Origin of the sequence: Azospirillum sp. B4 (assembly GCF_000333275.1) — a bacterium.
Classification (GTDB): Bacteria; Pseudomonadota; Alphaproteobacteria; order Azospirillales; family Azospirillaceae; genus Nitrospirillum.
On record NZ_BACU01000584.1, the window covers coordinates 1 to 18,510 of the forward strand.

An 18,510-nucleotide genomic window follows, 5' to 3' on the forward strand; every position below is an offset into this window, starting at 1 on the left:
GCCGGCATGTCCGGGATGTAGGCGAACCCGCGCCCGGGATGGGTCAGCGCCGTATCACCGTGGTGCCGCCGCTGCCCCAGGCGCTAACCCCCAGCAGGAAACCGAAGTCATACCACCGGCCGGGGTTGGGGTAGGCGTAGACGCGGGTGTCGGAAACCAGGCTGTAGACGAAGCTGAAGGGCGCGATCAGACCATGCAGCAGGCCATACAGGAAGCCGGGCAGTTCATGCCCGGCCATCGGCGCCGGTTGGGTGGCGCAGGCGCTGAGCAGCAACCCGGCCCCCATGACGGCGGCGCCGGCCATCAGCGGCTTCAACCAGCGGCGGCGGCGCGCGTCGGGTAGGGGGGACGCAGGCGTATGCCGCGTGGATTGGTGCATCTGAGCCTCCCGTGCAAGGACATCGGAACGGTATGTGTTCCCGTGTCACTGTCTGGTTGGATCATGGCGGGGCCAAGGCCCCCAAAGGTCGGTATTGGCCATAGGGGGAATAGCCGGAAGGCCGCCCGGCAGCCGGGCGCATCGGCCGGAAGGCAGCCACCTTCAGAAGGGGCCCTGCCACCGCGACCCGGCGGTCGGCACCAGGCGATGGACCTCTGGCGCCCCTTTCAGCACATGCCCCCGCCACCAGGGCGCTGACAGCCCCGCGCGATACCGTTCATACGCCTCCGCGTCGGCGAAGGCCTGGAAGGTGACAAACACCGCCTCCCCCTCCCGCACGGGCAGGCGCGGAAAGGTGTTGGCTGCGGCATTGGTGACGAAGGTGGCGATGACAGGCCCGCCCGCCGCGGCCAACGCCGCCGCCCCGTCACGCGTGAAGGCGTCGGCCATCTCCTGGGCGGCCGCGGCATCATGCGCGGGAAACGGATAGTAGAGGGTGGCGACCAGCAGCCCATGCGTGCCGGCGGGCCCGCCCGGCGGGGTGGCCTGCGCGAACCCTGTACCCACCGCCGCCGGCCGCAGCAGCAGGACATTGTCCGAGTCGAGCATGGTGGCGTTGGCAGCCTCCCGGTGCGCCTTCCACACCGGCCCGCCATAGAAGGCCGCCAGGCCATCGGCGCGCGACGGCATGTCGGCGAAGCCCCGCAGCCAGACGAAGCGATCGGGGTCGTCCAGGTCGCGGAACTGCCCCACCACCCGCAGGCCCAGGGCCTCCTGCCCAGCGAGGAAATAGCGGTCGAACAGATCGACCAGCACGTCGCGCTGGCCGGGCTTCAGCGTGTATTGGCGTAATTCCACGACCGCGCAGCACGGCCCGGCGGCGGCCTTTGGCGGCGCGTCCGCCCGCGGCGCGGCCTTCAAGGGTAGGGCATTGACGGGCAACAGGTCCGGCGGCCAGGCCAAGGCCCGATCAGCCACGCCGGCCCCGACCAGCAGGGTCAGGCCCAGCAGAACCATGGCTTGCAGTCTCATGGTGGTTTTCCTTGTTCTTGTCGTTGGCGCTGTCGGGCACGCTAAAACCTCAAGAATAGTTGAGGTCAAGAGGCCTCATGCCGGGTGAACTCCTGGGTCCAGTTGGTTTCCCAGCGGCACCCCTGGTCGGCCGACCAGGCCTGCTCCCAATGGGCGGAGGTGGCGGTGATGCGCGACCACACCACCCGCACCGCCACGGGGTGGCCCAGCAGCGGGTCCTGGTCCTGACCATGGAATTCGCCCCGGCGACCCGCAAACAGGCCACCGGTGAAATGCCCGGTCAGCGGCGCCTGCAGGGCGCCGGTACGGCTGTCCACCCGGTGGAGCGTCCATTGGCGGACGGCGGGGTCGTACAGGCGAAAGGTGACGGCCGCCGCCGGCTTATCCGTTGGCCCCGGCAGTTCCAGTTCGTCCAGGCAGGCCAGGCCGCCCAACATGATCTGCCCATGCGCGCTGGCCCGGGCTTCTTCCCAGCGGCCGTCACCGGCCCCGCTGTTCACCCGCCGGCGACTGAGCACCGACCAGCGGCCAGCCAGGAAATCGAAATCACCCGCACCGGGGCCGCCGGTCAGCAGGTCCGGCTGGTCGGGATCGGCCGGCCGGCGGTCCACCGGCGGCAGCCGTTCCGCCCGCGCGGGCAGGCCGGCGCTGAAGGCGAGAAGCCCGGCACCCAACAAGACGGCACGCCGGGTGGCGGTTGGAAAATCAGGGGGTAGGGAATGCATGGGAACGGTCCTCCGCGAGGGGAAAACCGGGCGTTTTGTCCGGTGCGTCCTTTTTACCGGACAAAACCTGACATCCTTTGTCAGGTATAATCTGCTAGTTTGAAATTCATGCGCGCCAGCCGACTCCTCTCCCTGCTCATGCTGCTCCAGACCCGGGGCCGCCAGACCGCCCAGGCCCTGGCGGAAGAGCTGGAGGTCACCGTCCGCACCATCTATCGCGACATCGACGATCTCAGCGCCGCCGGCGTCCCGGTCTACGGCGACCGGGGCCGGGCCGGCGGCTTCCAACTGCTGGACGGTTACCGCACCCGGCTGACCGGCATGACGGCGCAGGAGGCGGAGAGCCTGTTCCTGGCGGGCCTGCCGGGGCCGGCGGCAGAGCTGGGGCTGGGCGACACCCTGGCCGCCGCCCAGCTGAAGCTGCTGGCGGCATTGCCGGAACAGGGACGCCAGACGGCGTCGCGGCTGAACGCGCGGATCCACCTGGATCCCGTGGGCTGGTTCCAGGAGGCGGGCAAGGTGGACATCCTGCCCGATATCGCCCGGGCGGTGTGGAACGAGCAGATCATCCGCATGCGGTATGAGCGCTGGGCCGGCGTCGTGGAGCGCACGGTGGAGCCGCTGGGCCTGGTGCTGAAAGGGGGCGTCTGGTACCTGGTGGCGCGAAGCCAGCCGGAGGCCGGCAAGCCGCCGGGCGGCCCGCGCACCTACCGCGTCTCCAACATCCTGGCGCATACGGTGCTGGACCGGCATTTCACCCGGCCCAAGGATTTCGACCTGCCCGCCCATTGGCGGGAATCGCTGGAGAGCTTCGAGGCCGGCCTCTATACCGGCACCGCCCGGGTGAAGGCGACGTCAGCGGGCCTGAAGATGCTGCGCAACCTGGCCCCCGCCTTCAACGAACGCATCACCGCGACCCTGCGGCCCACCGACGCCAGCGGCTGGGCCGAAGCGGACATTCCCCTGGAGGCGGTGGACTGGACGGCGCACCAATTGCTGGGCCTGGGCCTCACCGTGGAGGTTCTGGAGCCGCCAGCCCTGCGCGCCCATATGGCCGCGTTGGCGGCAGGGTTGCATCGCCGCTATCAGAATTAAAAAAGGGCACCGGAGTCGCCACCGGTGCCCCCCATCCCTTGAACCTGGACGCCTTGCCTTGGGTCAGTACGTGACCGACATCTTGGCGGAGACGAAGCGCGGCGGCGCCAGCTGGTACGTCGGCAGGTTCGCGGCCACGCCGTTATAGGCCAGGGCGTTGTTCCCGAAGTTGATACCGCCAATGTAGTGCTTGTCGAACAGGTTCGTGACCGACAGCACCAGCTTGGTGGCGAACCGGCCGGTCAACGACTCCGGCAGGGTGTACCCGGCGGAAACGTCGAAGGTGTAGAAGGACGGCACCTCCTCGTCATTGGTCAGCGAGCTGAAGCGGTGGGCCGTATACTTGCCCTGGATCTGGGCGAAGTAGCTGTCCCGTTCATACCGGAGCATGGAGGACACCAGCCATTCGGGCGTGTCCGTCAGCTGCTTGCCCGCCGTGGGCAGGGGCACGGTGGCGCCGTTGTTGAGACCGACATAAATGTCGTTCTTCAGATGGCTTTGCGTGTAGGCCGCCGAGAGATAGGCGGAGAAGCCGTCGATGGGCTTGGTGCCGATCTCCGCCTCCGCCCCCTTGATGATGACGCCGCCGATATTCTTCGACACCGTGGTGTTGGCGGTGACGTCGAACAGCGACTGCTGGCGGTTGGAGTAGTTGGTGTTGAACACGGTGAAGGAACTGATGAACCACTCGTCGGCGTGACGGAAGCCGGCTTCCAGGTCCACCGTGGTCTCCGGCTGGATGGTGGAGAGGTTCACGCCCGGGGTATACAGGGCCGAGTTGTCGGTGGCGCGGAAGGTCTGCGTCGCCGACAGGAAGACCTGATTGCTGTCGTCGATGTGATAGACGGCACCGGCGCTGGGCACGAACTTGCCCTGGTCCAGTTCCGGGTGGGTCGGTGCAACGGCATTGCCGGCCGTGCGCAGGCTGAGCGGCAGATAGTTGATGCCGCTGCGGTTGATCTGCGAGTGCTGCAGACCGACGCTGAGCGACAGCTTGTCATCGAACAGGTTCAGGGTGTCGACCACGAACGGCCGCACCACCTCGGTCGTCGTCTTCTGGTCCTGGGTACGGACCACCGTGCCGTCGGCGCGGAAGACATGCTCGTTGTAAAGGTCCGGCCACAGGCTGACGGGGTTGCCATACGCGTCCACCGACAGCAGCGGCTTCCATTCCCGCAGCTTGCCGATTTCGTACTGGAAGCCCACCACCAGCTCATTGTGACCGTAGGTCCACTTGCCACGTGTCAGGAATCCGGGGCGCATCTGCTGCTGGGCGAAAGGATTGTAGAACAGCTTGGTGTCCTTGGTGTCACCGTCACCGTTCAGATCCCGGGGTCCGCCCAACTGGGCCGCATTGGTCTCAGAGAAATAGCCGGCGGTGCCACCGGCGCCGAAGCCGTACCAAAGGTAGGGCTGGACATCGAGGCGGACGCTGTCGGTGAGCAGGAAGTTGCCCTTGACCGACACCACCAGGTTCTCGAACGGATTGGTCGCCAGCTTATAATAGTTTGACCGCTGCAGCAGCGTCTGGCCGTTCAAAGTGGCGCTGTTGTTGTCGTTTTGCGCCGTACCGTTCGCCGCCGGGTCGGTGGGGGCGAAGGCCGTGGCGAAGTTGAAGTTGTAGCCGTACTGGGCGATCTGCGCCTTGCTCAGCGCCTGATACGAATAGGTTTCCGCCGTATTGTAGAAGGCGCTGAGCGCGATGCGGCTGCTGTCGCCGATGTCATGCGCGATGGAGGCGTCGACATGCTGGCGCTTGGTGTCGCCCACACCGCGCCACACGTCCACGGCGGCGTTGGAGTAGGAGATGAAGGCCTTGGTGCGGAAGCCGATGTCGCCCGTGTCCACCCGCACGAATTCGCGGCGCAGGCTATTGTCGCCCAGCGCCTGCTGCGCCATGACATGGAAGTCGTCGGATGGCTTTTGGATGACCATGCCGATGTTGCCGCCCGTCTCACCCACGTTGGGCGTGTCGGCATCGCCAGCGCCCTGCATGATGTAGACTTGGGAGAGGTTTTCGGCGTCGATGTATTCCTGGGGATAGACGTTGAAGGTGCCGCTGTCGTTCACCGGCACGCCGTCCAGGATCAGGCCAATCTGGTTGGACTGGAAGCCGCGGACGGAGATGGCGCCACGGCCGGTGCCGGTGGCATCACGGCCATTGGAATTCACACCCGGGGCCAGATTGATCAGTTGGAAGGGGTTGGCCGCGGCCGGCTGGTCCTGAATGAACTGCCGCGAAACCGAGGAGGCGGACTTCGGCGCCTCCTGCAAGGTGATCATGCCTGCGGCCCCCGCCGGGCGACCGCTGGTCACCAGAATGGTTTCCACGTCACCGGCCGACGAGGCCTCCTGCGCCATGGCCCCGCCGCACACCATGACGTTGAAGGCGGCACCGGCCAGCAGCATGCCGCGCAGGCGTAAGTGTTCGCGGGCGGCCACACCGCCCCGCGTGAACTTCATCATAAGAATCCCCCGATATTATCCAACCGGCGCCCTGCTTCCCGGCGGGTCGCCCTCAAGGTTTGTGCATTTGCACTAACATCAGAATGTTGCAACTTCAAGACGTTGCGGGGAAAGCTCGATGGCTGTATGTCCTTCGCGCTTCGCGGGCGCGAATTTGACAGAAACTTGATCAAACGGTCAGGTTTTGTGACTGTTTTCTGACCACAAGGTCAGACAAATTGCCGCACCCAAGCCCGACGAAGGCGCACGGTAAAAGCGAATCGGCGCAAAAACGCGACTATTGGGTGCCTGGGGAGCCGCAAGCGGGGGGAGGCGCCGGCACTCAGTCGCCCTTCTTCCCTTTGCCTTTGCCCTTGGCGGGCAGGTCCGCCACCACCAGCCGGCCATCGGCGACAGCCTGCTTCAGCAGGGCGTGGTCAGCCGCGCTGATCTCGGCGTAGCCGGCAGCGAAATCGGCCACCGCGTCGTCAAAGGTTTCGGAAGTGCCGAGATAACCGGCGATCAGGGCGGCATCGCCGGATCGGGCGTGGGCGCGGGCCAGGGTGGCGCCGCACAGGGTGGCATAGAAGTCCAGACGGTCGCTTTCCATCAAGGTACCAGCCGACGCCAGGCGCCGATCCTTCAACTGGCGGATATAGAAATGGCGCCCGGCATCATCCGCCGCCCAGCCCAGGAAGCCATCGCTGACGGTCTGCAGGGTGCGTTGGCCCACCACCACCCGCTGCCCCTGGTTGACGTAGGGCGAGGGGCCGGCGTAGGGGGCGAGGACCGAGGCCATGGCCTCCTTCACCTGCAGGAACAGGGGATGGCCGTCAGGGTCGATGAACAGGCCGATGGCGCAGAAGGTGCCGACCGAACCCACGCCCACCACCTTGAACGCCACGTCGGCCAACTGATAGCGGTCGACCAGGAAGCGCCGCTCCTCCGGCAGGGTGTCCCGGTAGCGCGTGAACAGCGTACGGGCGCGCAAGGCCGCCTGGCCCTGGCGGTCCGTCTCCTCATCGAAGTGATAGATCAGGGGCGGCACATCGCGGATACGGGCCTGTCCACCGTCCCGGTTGGCCAGGCGGGGAAAATCATCGCCGCCGGACGGCGTGGCCGCCGCCTCGGCCAACCGCGCCATTTCCTTTTCCCGCGCGGCCTCGTCCGTGATGCCCTGGGCCATGGCGGCGATGTCCACCCGGCTGGACCAGGCGGTCAACGGATCGAGGTCGGCCAATTCCGCCATGCGCAGACGATAGGCGGTGACGGCCGCCCGCGCCATGTCCTTGGCCGCGCTGGGGGAATGGCCGGAATCCTGGGCCGCCAGCACGAGGGACGCCGCCAGCCGCTTCACGTCCCATTCAAAGGGCGCCGACAGCGTCTCATCGAAGTCGTTGAGGTCGAACACCGGCCGCCCCTCCGGGCTGGCGTAGATGCCGAAATTCATCAGGTGGCAGTCGCCCGACGCCTGGACCCGGATGCCGCTGACGGGCAATTCACCCAGGTCGCGGGCCATGACGGTGGCCGCCCCCCGCAGGAAGGTGAAAGGACTGGCGACCATGCGGGCCCAGCGTACCGGCAGCAGGGACTGGATGCGCTGGGTGGAGGTCGTCACCAGCAGATCGATGGGATCACCCCGCCCCTTCATCGCCGGCAGCGCCGCGTTGCCGGAGCGGGGCGCGCTGTCACGCAAATCCTTGCCCGCCTGCCTGCGGCGATCGGCGGGCAAGGCACGCAGGGCGGTGAGATCGGTCATGGTCTCTCTCCGGGCGGGACAAGGGCACGGGGGGGCGGAATGCCGATGTGTCAGGACGGATAAGGACAGGAGGTTGAACCCGGACGCATCGGGGCTAAAAGCCGGAAGGTGCACGGATTGTTCATCAGAAACACGCGGCCGTTCCATGATTGTTCATGGGCCAGGGCAATCGGCCGCACCGTGCCGCATATCCGCGAACCGGTCTTAAGTGTCTGATTTTAAGGAGGATTCGGATGGTGCTGCCAGAGAGGATTGAACTCTCGACCTCTCCCTTACCAAGGGAGTGCTCTACCACTGAGCTACGGCAGCGCCCGTCCGGTGGGCGGGGTAATTGCCACAGGGGCGGAGGGGATGCAAGCCTTTTGATCAAAGAAAATGAAAGAAAATGGACGGGGCCTCGCCACAACACGCCTGAGACGCCCGGCGAGACCGCTTGGCGCCGCGCCATTCTGCGCTTATTTTCCGACCCTTGCGACGGGACAATGGCCGGGATTCCCGCCCCCTTCCCCGCCCCTTAGGAGTAACACCGTCCCATGAGCGACAAGTCGCCCGCGAAATCCGGCGCCGACAAGCCCCCGACCCGCGAGGAACGCCTGGCCGCGGCGCTGCGCGAAAACCTGCGCCGCCGCAAGGCGCAATCGCGCGAACGGGAGGACGCCGCCGACCCCACCGCGCCCGAGGGCGAATAAGCTTGGCGCCTTGACCATATGTGATTGGACCATATGTGGTGGGTGCCGTCCGGCCGCGACGCCCATTCCTGGTGCGTATGCCCGCTAGACACGCCGCTCAGAGTCACCTTGAGCGGCACGCCGGGAGGGTCTAAGAAGGGGTTCGCATTTCAGCGCGACCCCTTTCCCGATGAGGAGCACCGCCCATGGCCATCATGCCCGACAGCTGGATCCGCGATATGGCGCAGAACCGGGGCATGATCGAACCGTTCGTGGAGGCGCAGAAGCGCGAGGGCGTCATCTCCTATGGCCTCTCGTCCTATGGCTACGACGCCCGCGTGGCGGACGAGTTCAAGATCTTCACCAACGTCGACAGCGCCATCGTCGACCCCAAGCGTTTCGACGACGCCAGCTTCGTCGATCGCAAGACCGATGTTTGCGTCATCCCGCCCAACAGCTTCGCGCTGGCCCGCACGGTGGAATATTTCCGCGTGCCCCGCGACGTGCTGGTGATCTGCCTGGGCAAAAGCACCTACGCCCGCTGTGGCCTGATCGTGAACGTCACGCCGCTGGAACCGGAATGGGAGGGTCACGTGACGCTGGAAATCAGCAACACCACGCCCCTGCCGGCCAAGGTCTACGCCAACGAGGGCCTGTGCCAGTTCCTGTTCCTGAAGGGCGACAGCGTGTGCGAGATTTCCTACGCCGACCGTGCCGGCAAGTACATGCGTCAGCAGGGTGTCACACTGCCGCGCCTGTGAGCCCGCCGCCTGTGGTCCCATTCCTGGCGGCGCCCTAATTCCGCCATACCGTTCCCGCATTCAGCCGGACCAGCCAAAACCGGCAATTTTGAACCGATCGGCCCCCATCCCATGGACAAGTTACGCATCCGCGGCGGCACGCCGCTGAACGGCAGCATCCGCATCAGCGGCGCCAAGAACGCGGCCCTGCCGCTGATGGCCGCCTGCCTCCTGACGGAGGAGACGCTGACCCTGGACAACCTGCCCCACCTGGCCGACATCACCACCATGGCCAACCTGCTGGCCCAGCATGGCGTGGACATGGTGTACGAAGGTGGGGCGACGTCCTGTGACCAGCGCGCGGTGAAGCTGCGCGCCAATGACATCACCTCCACCGAGGCGCCCTACGACCTGGTGCGCAAGATGCGCGCCAGCGTGCTGGTGCTGGGGCCTCTGGTCGCCCGCTTCGGCCAAGCCAAGGTGTCGCTGCCTGGCGGCTGCGCCATCGGCACGCGGCCCGTCGACCTGCACATCAAGGGCCTGCAGGCCATGGGTGCGAAGATCGAGCTGGAGGCCGGCTACATCCACGCCTCCGCCCCCGGTGGATTGCACGGGGCGGAGTTCGTCTTCCCCCAGGTGTCGGTGGGCGCCACCGAGAACCTGCTGATGGCCGCCAGCCTGGCCAAGGGTGAGACCGTCCTGATCAACGCGGCGCGTGAGCCGGAGATCACCGATCTGGCCCATTGCCTGGTGGCCATGGGGGCGGAGATCAGCGGCATCGGCACCGACCGTCTGCACATCGTGGGCAAGCCCGCCCTGCACGGCGCCCGCCACCGCATCGTGTCCGACCGCATCGAGACCGGCACCTACGTCATGGCCGCCGCCATCACCGGTGGTGAACTGGAACTGGTGGGCGGCAATCTGGAACACATCCAGGCGGTGGCCAACGTGCTGACCGGCGCCGAGGTCTCGTTCACACCCACGGACACCGGCTTCAGGGTGCGCCGTGTCAATGGCGAAGTGGTGGGCGTGGACGTGATGACGGAGCCCTTCCCGGGCTTCCCCACCGACCTGCAGGCTCAGATGATGGCGTTGATGTGCACCGCCAAGGGTGCGTCGATGATCACCGAAACCATCTTCGAGAACCGCTTCATGCACGTGCCGGAGCTGGCGCGCATGGGTGCGAACATCACCGTCCATGGCTCTTCCGCCCTGGTGCGGGGCGTGCGGCACCTGACCGGCGCGCCGGTGATGGCGACGGACCTGCGCGCCTCCGTCTCGCTGGTGCTGGCCGGTTTGGCGGCGCAGGGCGACACCACCGTCAACCGCATCTACCATCTGGATCGCGGTTATGAACGCATCGAGGACAAGCTGAACGCTTGCGGCGCCCAGATGGAACGCCTGAAGGGCGACTGATAGGATCGTCGCCATGTCCTACCGCCTGCCGCCCTTGAACACCTTGCGCCTGTTCGAGGCGGCGGGCCGGCATCTCAGCTTCAAACAGGCGGCGGCGGAGCTGAACCTGACGCCCAGCGCCGTCAGCCACGCTCTGCAATCCCTGGAGGACTGGCTGGGCGCGCCGCTGTTCGTGCGTGGCCACCGCAGCCTGACCCTGACGGAAACGGGCGGCGCCTATCTGCCCCAGGTGCGCGACGCGCTGGAGCGGCTGGCCACCGCCACGGCGGCTTTGCCGGGCCGCGCGCCCAGTGGCCGGTTGGCCGTCAGCGTGGCCCCCAGCTTCGGATTGCGCTGGCTGGTGCCGCGTCTGTCCCGCTTCCGTGACCGGCACCCCGACATCACCCTGTCCCTCGACACCAGCCACCGGCCGGTCGCCTTCCCCCGCGACGGCGTGGACGCAGCCATCCGCATGCGCCAGGACGGTGAAGAGGACGGCGGCACAGATCTTTTCGCGACCCCGCTGGTGCGCGAGGCGCTGGTGCCGGTCTGCGCCCCCGGCCTGGTGGCCGCTGTGAAGACGCCGGCCGACCTGGCGGCGCACAGCCTGCTGCACGTGGACAGCGTGCGGGAGGAATGGGCGGCCTGGGCGGCGCTGTCCGGCATCGACCCGTCCGACCTGATGGCAGGACCCCGATTCGATACCGTGCACATGGCGTTGGAGGCGGCGGCCAATGGCCTGGGCATCGCCATGGGCCGACTGCCCCTGGTGCAGGCCGACCTGACCGCCGGCCGGCTGGTGGCCGTGCTGGGGCCTCCCCACACCATCCGCACCGGCTATTGGCTGATCACCAGCCGGGCGACGCGCAACCGGCCGGAGGTGGTGGCCTTTCGCGCCTGGATCACGGCGGAACTGGCGGCTCAAGCCCCGGTGTAGACGGCCGCGCGCCGTGCCATCCAGGCGTCCAGCCCTTCACCCAGGTCATGCCCCGGCACCAGCGCCCCGAAGGCGGCGCTTTCCACCGCCAGTCCCTCGGCGATGGGCAGGTTCACCCCGCGCGTCACCGCCGCCAGGATGGCCGCCACGGCGCCCGGCGCGTGGCGGATGATGCGCAGGGCCAGGTCACGGGCCGCCGGCATCAACTGGTCGTGCGGCACCACCCGATTGACCAGGCCCAGGTCCAGCGCGCGGTCGGCACCGAAGCTGTCGCCCGTCAGCAGCAGGTCCAACGCCCGCTTGCGCCCCGCCAGCCGGGGCAGGCGCTGGGTCCCGCCAAAGGTGGGTGGCATGGCCAGCTTGATCTCCGGCTTGGCGAACCGGGCCAGTTCACTGGCCACGGCCAGGGGGGCGGCCTCCGTTATCTCGCAACCGCCGCCATAGGCCAGGCCGTTGACGGCGACGATGATGGGCTTGGGATACGCCTCGATCCGGCTGGTCAGCGCCTGGCCGCGTCGCACGAAATCCCGCACCGCCACCAAGGTGCCCTGCCGCACGCTGCGGGCGAATTCCGGGATGTCGCCACCGGCGGAAAAGGCACGGTCGCCGGCACCGGTCAGGATGATGGCGCGGACCGACGGTTCACCCTCCATCCCATCCAGGGCCGTTAACAGGGTATCCACCAGTCCATAGCTGAGGGCATTGAGCTTTTCCGGACGGTTCAGCGTCAGGGTGGCAATGCCATCCTCAAGGGCGGTGAGCAGGAGGGGGGCGGTCATCGGGACACCTGTTCTGGGATGAGAGGTCCCCACTGTCCCGTCTGGCGTTCCCACGGGCAAACGCACCCTCCGCATCCACGGATGAGCGGCTTTCACCTGAATATTCTAGGAAAGGCGGGTGGCTGGAAGGCCGGTCACAGGCCGGTCGCGTATTCCACCCGGTTGCGGCCCAGGTGCTTGGCCCGATAAAGCGCCTGGTCCGCCCGCTTGATGATCTCCTCCAGCGGCGGCACACCCTTCGGGCCATGGGCGGACGACGGCCCCACGCAGATGACGCCGAAGCTGCAGGTCACCGTCAGGCTGACGCCGAAGGCGTCCACATGGACGCCCGGCACCGTCGGTCCACCCTCCAGCGCGTGGGCCATTCCCACCGGCACATCGCCCAGTGCGATGGGCGTCAGGGCGATGGCGCCATGCAGGCGGCTCAGCACCTCGCCGCAATCATCCCGCCCCAGGCCAGGCAGCAGGATTAGGAACTCCTCACCGCCATACCGGCCGACGGCGTCGTAGCTGCGCACCGCCGCCGACAGACGGCGCGACACCTCGACCAGAACGGCGTCCCCCGCCGGGTGGCCATGGGTGTCATTGATATGTTTGAAGTGGTCGACATCGGCCAGAACCACGGTCAGGTAGCCGCCCTCGCGCCGCCGCGCCAGTTCCAGTTCCAGCAAGTCCAATATGGCGCGCCGGTTCCACAGCCGGGTCAGGCTGTCGTACATGGCCAGCTGGCGCAGTTGCTCCCGCGAGGCCTCCAGCTCCCGCGTCCGCGCCTCCACCAGGGTTTCCAGCGTACGCCGGCGCTCGACATCGGTATGGGTGCGCCATCGATAGATGGCGACGCCCACCACCACCACGGCCAGCGCGCACGCGGCGAAGAACAGCTTGGTCTGCCACCAGGGCGGTCGGATGGTGAAGGGCACCAGGATGGAGGGCGCCATGGCCTGCAAAGCGGTGTTGCGGGCCACGATCTCCAACTCATAGGTGCCGGACGGCAGGGCGGAATAACGTATCTCCTCCGCCGCCGTGACGTTCCAGTCGGTTTCCAGCCCGTTCAGACGATAGCGATAGATCTGCCCGCCCCGGCTGCGGAAGCTGGGCGTCGTCAGGTGGAAGGTCAGGGGTGCTGTGTCCCAGGGCAGCTCGAACCCGCCATCCGGCGGCAGGGCCACGCCGTTGCGCTCGATGCCCGTGACCCGTGTCACCAGCGCCGGCCGGTTGAACAGCAGGTCCGGCCGGGTGATGTGGGTCAGCCCTTTGCTGGTGCCCACCCACAGGGTGCCGTCGTCATCCTCGATCAGGGCGCTCTGGTTGCAGTCGTTCCAGACCAGGCCTGTCTCATGGCTGTATTGGCGCAACGACCCGGCATTCCATACCAGGATGCCGCTGTCGGTGGCCAGCCAGATCCACCCGCGCCGGTCCTCCAGCAGGGCCAGCACCTGGCGATCGCCCACCAGGTCTTCCGTCACGTCGCCCACCGGCTGCAGCACGCCGCCGCCAACCGCGCCGGCCGGTTCCTGGACGTGGGCTAGGCGCACCGTTTCGCCCCCCAGCCACAAGCTGCCATCGCGCGCGCAAGCGATGACGTTGTAGCGCGTCACCTGGGGCGCACCGGTGATGACGGGGGCCGTCCACCTGCCCTCGCCATAGCGCAGCAGCCCCGCTTCGGTGGCGAACCAAAGCGTGCCGGACGGCGCCTGGCAGGCGCTGGAGACGGAACTGTCGGGCGGAATGGGCAGGGCGGCGCCCAAGGGTGTCACCTGCGGGTTGGGCCCGTCGGGGTTGTCGACGACATAGATGCCCTTCTTGCGGGTCAGTACCCACAACCGGCCCGACCCGTCGACAAAAACCTGGAAGATCAGCGGCAAGTGGCCGATCACCACGGCAGGCGGTGGTTCCGCGCCGGCCTTCCGGCCGGCGCCGGCGGGGTCCTGGTAGAACAGCAGGCCGGAGAAGGTGCCTCCCCACAGCCGACCGGACCTGTCCACCGTCAGGCTGCCTACCTGATGGTTCTGAACGGCCTGGGCACCGGGAGCGGGGACGATGCTTGGCGGCCGGTCGCCCCCTTCCTCCATCCTGGCAAGGCCGCCATCGGTGCCGATCATCAGCCTGCCGGCGCCATCGCGTCGGAAGGACCAGACGGATTCGTGCATCAGCCCCTGGCGCGCCGTCCAGTTCGCCCAGCTGCGATAGCCCATCCAGTGCGTCAGGCCCAGGCCGGCGGAGCCCACCCACAGGTCGCCGTCGTGATCCACCAGCAGGGCGCTGACCTCACGCGCCGGCAGGCCGTTGGCGTCGCCCAGCTGTTCCCAGCGCGGCGCGGGGCCCGCCATTCCCCTGGTGGGGCGCGCCAGGCGCAGAAGCCCCTGGTCACCAAAGGTCACGATGTTGCGGTCCATATCCTGAAGCAGGGGCAGGAAGACGCGGACATTGGTGCGGGTGGAAGGGATGGGCAACTGGGCGGTGAACCGGCCCTCACCCGGCGCCAGGGCCAGCACCTGATGCTCCCCCCGGGCCCAAAGCGTGCCGTCGACATCGCGCAGGACGTTGCCCCAGCGGTCGGCGGGAACGCCTTGGTCAGGCCCCCACTGCTTCAGTTCACCCTGACGCACTTCACACAGGACCTGGCCGCAACCCAGCCAAATGTCGCCACCGCCCTGTTCGCCCACACCGAAGACCCGCACGCTTTGGATCCGGGTCAGGGCCGGAAGGACCGACTTCTGCTCGGTCGAGAAGAAGGGACGCGCCACCCAGGCCGTGCCACCGGCCGGCGCCTTCTCACCCTCGACCACCAGCAGTTCCTCGCGCCCCACCACCAGCAAATGGCCGGCGTCCAGCAGGGCCAGCTTCTGCCCCTGCCATACCGGCACGGGCCGGCCATCCAGAAGCACAGCGCTGAAGGTTCGGCCGTCCCAGCGGTAAAGCCCGCCGGTGGTGCCCACCCACAGCACCCCGGACGGGGTCACGTGGACAGCGCTGACGTAAGGCTCTTTCAGTCCTTCAGCAGGGCCGAAACGCTGAAACTTTCCGCCATCGAAACGATATAGGCCATTTTCCGTGCCCACCCAGAGGAAGCCCATGGCGTCCTGCGCCAGGGCGGTGATGGACAGGTTCGCCAGACCATCTTCCTGGGTGTAGGAGCGGAAGGCGTATTCCTGTGCCGCCGCGGGCAGCCCCACACACAGGGATCCCAGCAGCCAGGCAAGGAAAAGCGGGACCATCCCCGCCCACCGGCGCTGCCCTGGCCTTGATCCCGCGGCGGTCGTCCCCATGCTCACGGCGGCGACAGTTCCCAAAACGTTGCGCGTGCCTGTTCCCCGATGCCGTGTGCGAGGTCCACCCGTGGCGCCCCCTCGAACGGCATATGTCCATGATGTGACGGGGTTGCGCGCGACAACGCAAGTGTCTTTAGACGCGGGCCATCGGCCGGCGAGCCCTTTCGGTCAGCCGCCGCCCTTGCGCGGCAGCTCGCCCGGCAGGACCTCGAACAACTCGACCTTGAAGATCAGCGTGGCGCCGGGCAGGATCGTTCCGTCGCCGGAGCCTTTCTGGCCGTACCCCAATTCCGCCGGAATGACCATTTCGACCTTGTCGCCGACGTGCATGCGGGGAATCACCTCCACCCAGCCCTTCACCACCTTTTCCAGCGACATGACTGCCGTTTCGTCGCGCTGGTAGGAGCTGTCGAAAACCGTACCGTCGATCAGCCGGCCTTCGTAATGGACCCGGACACGGTTGTTGGGCAGGGGCTGCACGCCCACCGCGGGTTCTTTCTTGCGCAGAAAGCGATAGGCCACGCCATCGGTGGACATCTCAACGCCCGGCTGCTTGGCGTAATCCAGGATGAACTGGTGCTGGGCGTCGACCTGGCCGCCGATCCCCGGCCGGGCGTTCAGCGGAACCTGAGCCCGAACCGAACCCGCCAGCGGAAGGGCCAGCGTCGCCGCCAGCAGGGTGGAGAACATAAAGGTGTGCCCGCGCATCAGACCGCTCCTGCGAAGCCGGCCGGCCCCCGCCCCTCACGCGTCCTTGACGGACGCCCGCGCGGGCGTTACCGGCTGCCGGTTGTTTTATACTGGACGGTGGCTTGCCCCCACCCCGCCATCACAAGGATTACGGCTTGGGCGCATCCTGGCGCAAGCCTTCCGGCACGGGCGCGTCAATGGGACCGAAATTCATCATCGAATAGCCCTTGGGCAGTTCGAACAGGGCGCCGTCCTGCCGGCCGCGCTTCAGGTCCGCCAGATCCAGGCGGATGGCGATGGGGCCGCTGCCGTCATTGGCCGTGCCCTCTACCCGCATGTAGATGCCGTCGGCGGTGGACCAAACCTGCCCCTCGAAGCCACCACCCTGGTCGTAGGTGCCGACGACGCGGTACCGCACCACCGGCTCGCCGGCCAGGGCTTCCCGGCCCAGCGCCTCGGCGTCCAGCTGCGCCAGCCGGGTCAGGTCGGGGGCGGCCTCCGGGTCCTGGGGCGACAGCGGCGCCGCCATGCGCGACTCCGGCTGCAGCACGAAGGCGGCATCGCGATCGGGCCGGAGGATCAGGACGGTGCTCAGCCCACCCTCCTTCATCTCGCGCCGCTCCCGTCCCTGGTCGTGGAAGACGCGAATGTCCTGGCGCACGCCGTTGACGGTAAGCGTCTCCGCCGCCTGGTAATCCGCGCCCATCCTGGGCAAGCCGCCGGCCGGCAGGTCGCCGGCGGGCCGGGCCACGGGGGCCGGCTTGGCGGCGGGGGGCTTTGCTGGGGCCGGCGACTGGGCGAAAGCGGCCGGGGACATCAGCAGGACGGTGGCGAGGAAGGCGAAACGGCGCATGGGGCGACTGGCCCTTTCCGGTGGGGGTGCGTGGCCCGGACCCTAGACCCAGGGGCGGGGCCAGGCAACGGTCGGCCGCCTTTATACGAAGGGTGGGAGGCAACCAAGCGCCCGCCTCTTGCACCCATTCAAGCAGCGGGTTAATCGAGGATGCCGTTTCCCGGGTAAGGCGCCGCCTTTGAAAGTCCTGCCCCTGAAAATTTTGATCGTCGCCGCCGGATCCCATGGGGATGTCCTGCCCTTCATCGCCCTGGGCGCGGAACTGAAGCGCCGGGGGCATGAGCCGCACCTCTACGCCATCGCCGTGTTCGAAGGGCTGGCGCGGTCCGCCGGACTGCCCTTCACCGCCCTGGGCACGGCGGAATTCTACGACACCCTGCTGCGCCATCCCGACCTGAACCACCCCATCCGGTCACTGGGCGTCATGGCCCAGGCCATGGACCTGGGCGGCGTGGACGCGTGGGGTGTGCTGAACGCCGCCGTGGTCCCTGGACGGACCCTGGTGGTCGGCAGCACCCTGGCTTTCATCACCCGGTCGCTGGCCGAACGCCACGGCCTGCCCGCCGTCACCGTGCACCTGGCGCCCAGCGTGCTGCGCACCACCCACGCGCTGCCCCGCCACGGCGGTCCCGTGCCCGGCCCCGGCGCGCCGCGCTGGCTGAAGCGGATGTTCTGGCGCCTGGTCGACACGCTGGTGGTGGCCCCGACACTGGGTGCCACGCTCAACCGTCACCGCCAAGCGGTGGGCCTTGCGCCGGTGCGCCGGCCCATGGACGCCTGGCTGAACCAGGCCGACCTGGTCCTCGGCCTGTTCCCGGAATGGTTCGCGCCGCGCCAGCCCGACTGGCCCGCCGGCCTGGCCCTGCCGGGCTTTCCCCTTTATGACAGCGCGCCCGGCACGGGTTTGCCGCCAGATCTGGAGGCGTTCCTGGCCGCCGGCCCGCCCCCTGTGGCCTTCACCACCGGCACCGCCACGGCGCGGGGGCTGGATTTCTTCAGCGCGTCGGTGGAAGCCTGCCGCCTGGCGGGCCTGCGCGGCGTGTTGCTGACCCGCCATGCCGACCAGGTGCCGTGTCCGCTGCCGCCGGGTGTGATCCGTGTGGACTATGCGCCCTTCAGCCATCTGCTGCCCCGTTGCGCCGCCTTCGTCCACCACGGCGGCATCGGCACCACCAGCCAGGCGCTGGCCGCGGGCGTGCCGCAGCTGATCCGCCCCATGGCCCATGACCAGTTCGACAACGCCGCCCGGGCCGTGGCCCTGGGGGTGGGCGCGCAGCTGTCCATGCGCCGCTACCGCCCCGCCGCCGTGGCGGCGGCCCTGGGTCATCTGACGACCGCCACGGCGGTGAAACGGCGATGCGTGGACGTATCCGCCCGCTTCGTCGCCAACACGGCGATCGGGCAAGCCTGCGACCTTATCCTGGCCTTGGCCCGGCGTTGCTGAGACCGCCCAAGAGTTGCAGGGCGCTCAAGCGCTTGGGGGCGGCCATTGGTGATTCCCGCCAAGAGACAATCTATCCGGGGGGGATGCTTTGACACCGTTTGGCCCCCTTCCAAGTGCCGCGCGGCGTCCTTCATGAAGGGACCCCCCGGGGAGTGTTTTCTTGTCCCGGAACGGGCAGAACGCCCACCCGGCAGGATTTCCTGACCGGCCACCGGATCGGAGGGGGCACTCTCCCGCGCCCTGTTTCCATCCTCCGCTCAACTTTTGGCTCTTGGGGGTTTGCGTGTCCTTGAATAT

The 18,510-nt window shown here is 67.8% G+C and carries 15 protein-coding genes and 1 tRNA gene; 6 read left to right on the top strand and 10 right to left on the bottom strand.

The window, feature by feature from the left end:
• Positions 1 to 43: 43 nt before the first annotated feature.
• The 3 genes from I55_RS26330 to I55_RS26340 all read right to left on the bottom strand — a co-directional run bounded on the left by I55_RS26330 (position 44) and on the right by I55_RS26340 (position 2,136).
• Positions 44 to 379 carry a hypothetical protein gene (locus tag I55_RS26330; protein WP_199902733.1) on the bottom strand — a complete coding sequence of 112 codons (336 nt, stop codon included), beginning with the start codon at positions 377 to 379 and terminating at the stop codon, positions 44 to 46.
• Between the two features lie 162 nt (positions 380 to 541).
• Positions 542 to 1,411, bottom strand: a complete 870-nt coding sequence (locus tag I55_RS26335) for an NIPSNAP family protein (RefSeq protein WP_199902734.1) — start codon at positions 1,409 to 1,411, stop codon at positions 542 to 544.
• Positions 1,412 to 1,476: 65 nt separating this feature from the next.
• Positions 1,477 to 2,136 carry a hypothetical protein gene (locus I55_RS26340; protein WP_199902735.1) on the bottom strand — a complete coding sequence of 220 codons (660 nt, stop codon included), beginning with the start codon at positions 2,134 to 2,136 and terminating at the stop codon, positions 1,477 to 1,479.
• A gap of 108 nt (positions 2,137 to 2,244) precedes the next feature.
• Between I55_RS26340 and I55_RS26345 the strand changes: the two genes are divergently transcribed.
• Positions 2,245 to 3,231 carry a YafY family protein gene (locus I55_RS26345; protein WP_044563701.1) on the top strand — a complete coding sequence of 329 codons (987 nt, stop codon included), beginning with the start codon at positions 2,245 to 2,247 and terminating at the stop codon, positions 3,229 to 3,231.
• 63 nt (positions 3,232 to 3,294) lie between these two features.
• Here the strand turns inward: I55_RS26345 and I55_RS26350 are convergent, their stop codons facing one another.
• The 3 genes from I55_RS26350 to I55_RS26360 all read right to left on the bottom strand — a co-directional run bounded on the left by I55_RS26350 (position 3,295) and on the right by I55_RS26360 (position 7,744).
• A complete protein-coding gene (locus tag I55_RS26350; RefSeq protein WP_044563702.1) occupies positions 3,295 to 5,697 on the bottom strand; it encodes a TonB-dependent receptor in 2,403 nt (800 codons plus the stop codon).
• A 322-nt stretch (positions 5,698 to 6,019) separates the two neighbouring features.
• Positions 6,020 to 7,435: a DUF2252 domain-containing protein gene (locus tag I55_RS26355; RefSeq protein ID WP_044563703.1), complete on the bottom strand. Its 1,416-nt coding sequence runs from the start codon at positions 7,433 to 7,435 to the stop codon at positions 6,020 to 6,022.
• A gap of 234 nt (positions 7,436 to 7,669) precedes the next feature.
• Positions 7,670 to 7,744: transfer RNA gene (locus tag I55_RS26360), tRNA-Thr, on the bottom strand.
• A 224-nt stretch (positions 7,745 to 7,968) separates the two neighbouring features.
• Between I55_RS26360 and I55_RS37890 the strand changes: the two genes are divergently transcribed.
• The 4 genes from I55_RS37890 to gcvA all read left to right on the top strand — a co-directional run bounded on the left by I55_RS37890 (position 7,969) and on the right by gcvA (position 11,175).
• Positions 7,969 to 8,124: a hypothetical protein gene (locus I55_RS37890; RefSeq protein WP_199902737.1), complete on the top strand. Its 156-nt coding sequence runs from the start codon at positions 7,969 to 7,971 to the stop codon at positions 8,122 to 8,124.
• Between the two features lie 185 nt (positions 8,125 to 8,309).
• The gene (dcd, locus tag I55_RS26365) at positions 8,310 to 8,864 is read left to right on the top strand and encodes a dCTP deaminase (RefSeq protein ID WP_044563705.1); all 555 of its coding nucleotides are present in this window, start codon (positions 8,310 to 8,312) and stop codon (positions 8,862 to 8,864) included.
• A 111-nt stretch (positions 8,865 to 8,975) separates the two neighbouring features.
• Positions 8,976 to 10,259: a UDP-N-acetylglucosamine 1-carboxyvinyltransferase gene (murA, locus tag I55_RS26370; RefSeq protein WP_044563706.1), complete on the top strand. Its 1,284-nt coding sequence runs from the start codon at positions 8,976 to 8,978 to the stop codon at positions 10,257 to 10,259.
• Positions 10,260 to 10,272: 13 nt separating this feature from the next.
• Positions 10,273 to 11,175 carry a transcriptional regulator GcvA gene (gene gcvA / locus I55_RS26375; protein ID WP_044563707.1) on the top strand — a complete coding sequence of 301 codons (903 nt, stop codon included), beginning with the start codon at positions 10,273 to 10,275 and terminating at the stop codon, positions 11,173 to 11,175.
• Here gcvA and I55_RS26380 read toward each other — a convergent pair.
• The 4 genes from I55_RS26380 to I55_RS26395 all read right to left on the bottom strand — a co-directional run bounded on the left by I55_RS26380 (position 11,160) and on the right by I55_RS26395 (position 16,769).
• Positions 11,160 to 11,954, bottom strand: a complete 795-nt coding sequence (locus I55_RS26380) for a crotonase/enoyl-CoA hydratase family protein (protein WP_044563708.1) — start codon at positions 11,952 to 11,954, stop codon at positions 11,160 to 11,162. The genes gcvA and I55_RS26380 overlap by 16 nt on opposite strands.
• Before the next feature lie 134 nt (positions 11,955 to 12,088).
• A complete protein-coding gene (locus I55_RS26385) occupies positions 12,089 to 15,130 on the bottom strand; it encodes a ligand-binding sensor domain-containing diguanylate cyclase (protein ID WP_159107279.1) in 3,042 nt (1,013 codons plus the stop codon).
• A 264-nt stretch (positions 15,131 to 15,394) separates the two neighbouring features.
• Entirely contained in the window at positions 15,395 to 15,934 is a 540-nt protein-coding gene (locus I55_RS26390) for an FKBP-type peptidyl-prolyl cis-trans isomerase (RefSeq protein WP_044563710.1), read from the bottom strand.
• Between the two features lie 130 nt (positions 15,935 to 16,064).
• Positions 16,065 to 16,769 (bottom strand): hypothetical protein, encoded by a 705-nt coding sequence (locus I55_RS26395; protein ID WP_044563711.1) that lies wholly within the window; start codon positions 16,767 to 16,769, stop codon positions 16,065 to 16,067.
• Between the two features lie 178 nt (positions 16,770 to 16,947).
• Here I55_RS26395 and I55_RS26400 point away from each other — a divergent pair, with 178 nt between their 5' ends.
• A complete protein-coding gene (locus tag I55_RS26400) occupies positions 16,948 to 18,213 on the top strand; it encodes a glycosyltransferase (protein ID WP_159107280.1) in 1,266 nt (421 codons plus the stop codon).
• Positions 18,214 to 18,510 lie beyond the last annotated feature (297 nt).

Bases quoted from the DNA above. Each gene is read 5' to 3' on its own strand.
- I55_RS26330 (WP_199902733.1), bottom strand. From the start codon at position 379: ATGCACCAATCCACGCGGCATACGCCTGCGTCCCCCCTACCCGACGCG.
- I55_RS26335 (WP_199902734.1), bottom strand. From the start codon at position 1,411: ATGAGACTGCAAGCCATGGTTCTGCTGGGCCTGACCCTGCTGGTCGGG.
- I55_RS26340 (WP_199902735.1), bottom strand. From the start codon at position 2,136: ATGCATTCCCTACCCCCTGATTTTCCAACCGCCACCCGGCGTGCCGTC.
- I55_RS26345 (WP_044563701.1), top strand. From the start codon at position 2,245: ATGCGCGCCAGCCGACTCCTCTCCCTGCTCATGCTGCTCCAGACCCGG.
- I55_RS26350 (WP_044563702.1), bottom strand. From the start codon at position 5,697: ATGATGAAGTTCACGCGGGGCGGTGTGGCCGCCCGCGAACACTTACGC.
- I55_RS26355 (WP_044563703.1), bottom strand. From the start codon at position 7,435: ATGACCGATCTCACCGCCCTGCGTGCCTTGCCCGCCGATCGCCGCAGG.
- I55_RS37890 (WP_199902737.1), top strand. From the start codon at position 7,969: ATGAGCGACAAGTCGCCCGCGAAATCCGGCGCCGACAAGCCCCCGACC.
- dcd (WP_044563705.1), top strand. From the start codon at position 8,310: ATGGCCATCATGCCCGACAGCTGGATCCGCGATATGGCGCAGAACCGG.
- murA (WP_044563706.1), top strand. From the start codon at position 8,976: ATGGACAAGTTACGCATCCGCGGCGGCACGCCGCTGAACGGCAGCATC.
- gcvA (WP_044563707.1), top strand. From the start codon at position 10,273: ATGTCCTACCGCCTGCCGCCCTTGAACACCTTGCGCCTGTTCGAGGCG.
- I55_RS26380 (WP_044563708.1), bottom strand. From the start codon at position 11,954: ATGACCGCCCCCCTCCTGCTCACCGCCCTTGAGGATGGCATTGCCACC.
- I55_RS26390 (WP_044563710.1), bottom strand. From the start codon at position 15,934: ATGCGCGGGCACACCTTTATGTTCTCCACCCTGCTGGCGGCGACGCTG.
- I55_RS26395 (WP_044563711.1), bottom strand. From the start codon at position 16,769: ATGCGCCGTTTCGCCTTCCTCGCCACCGTCCTGCTGATGTCCCCGGCC.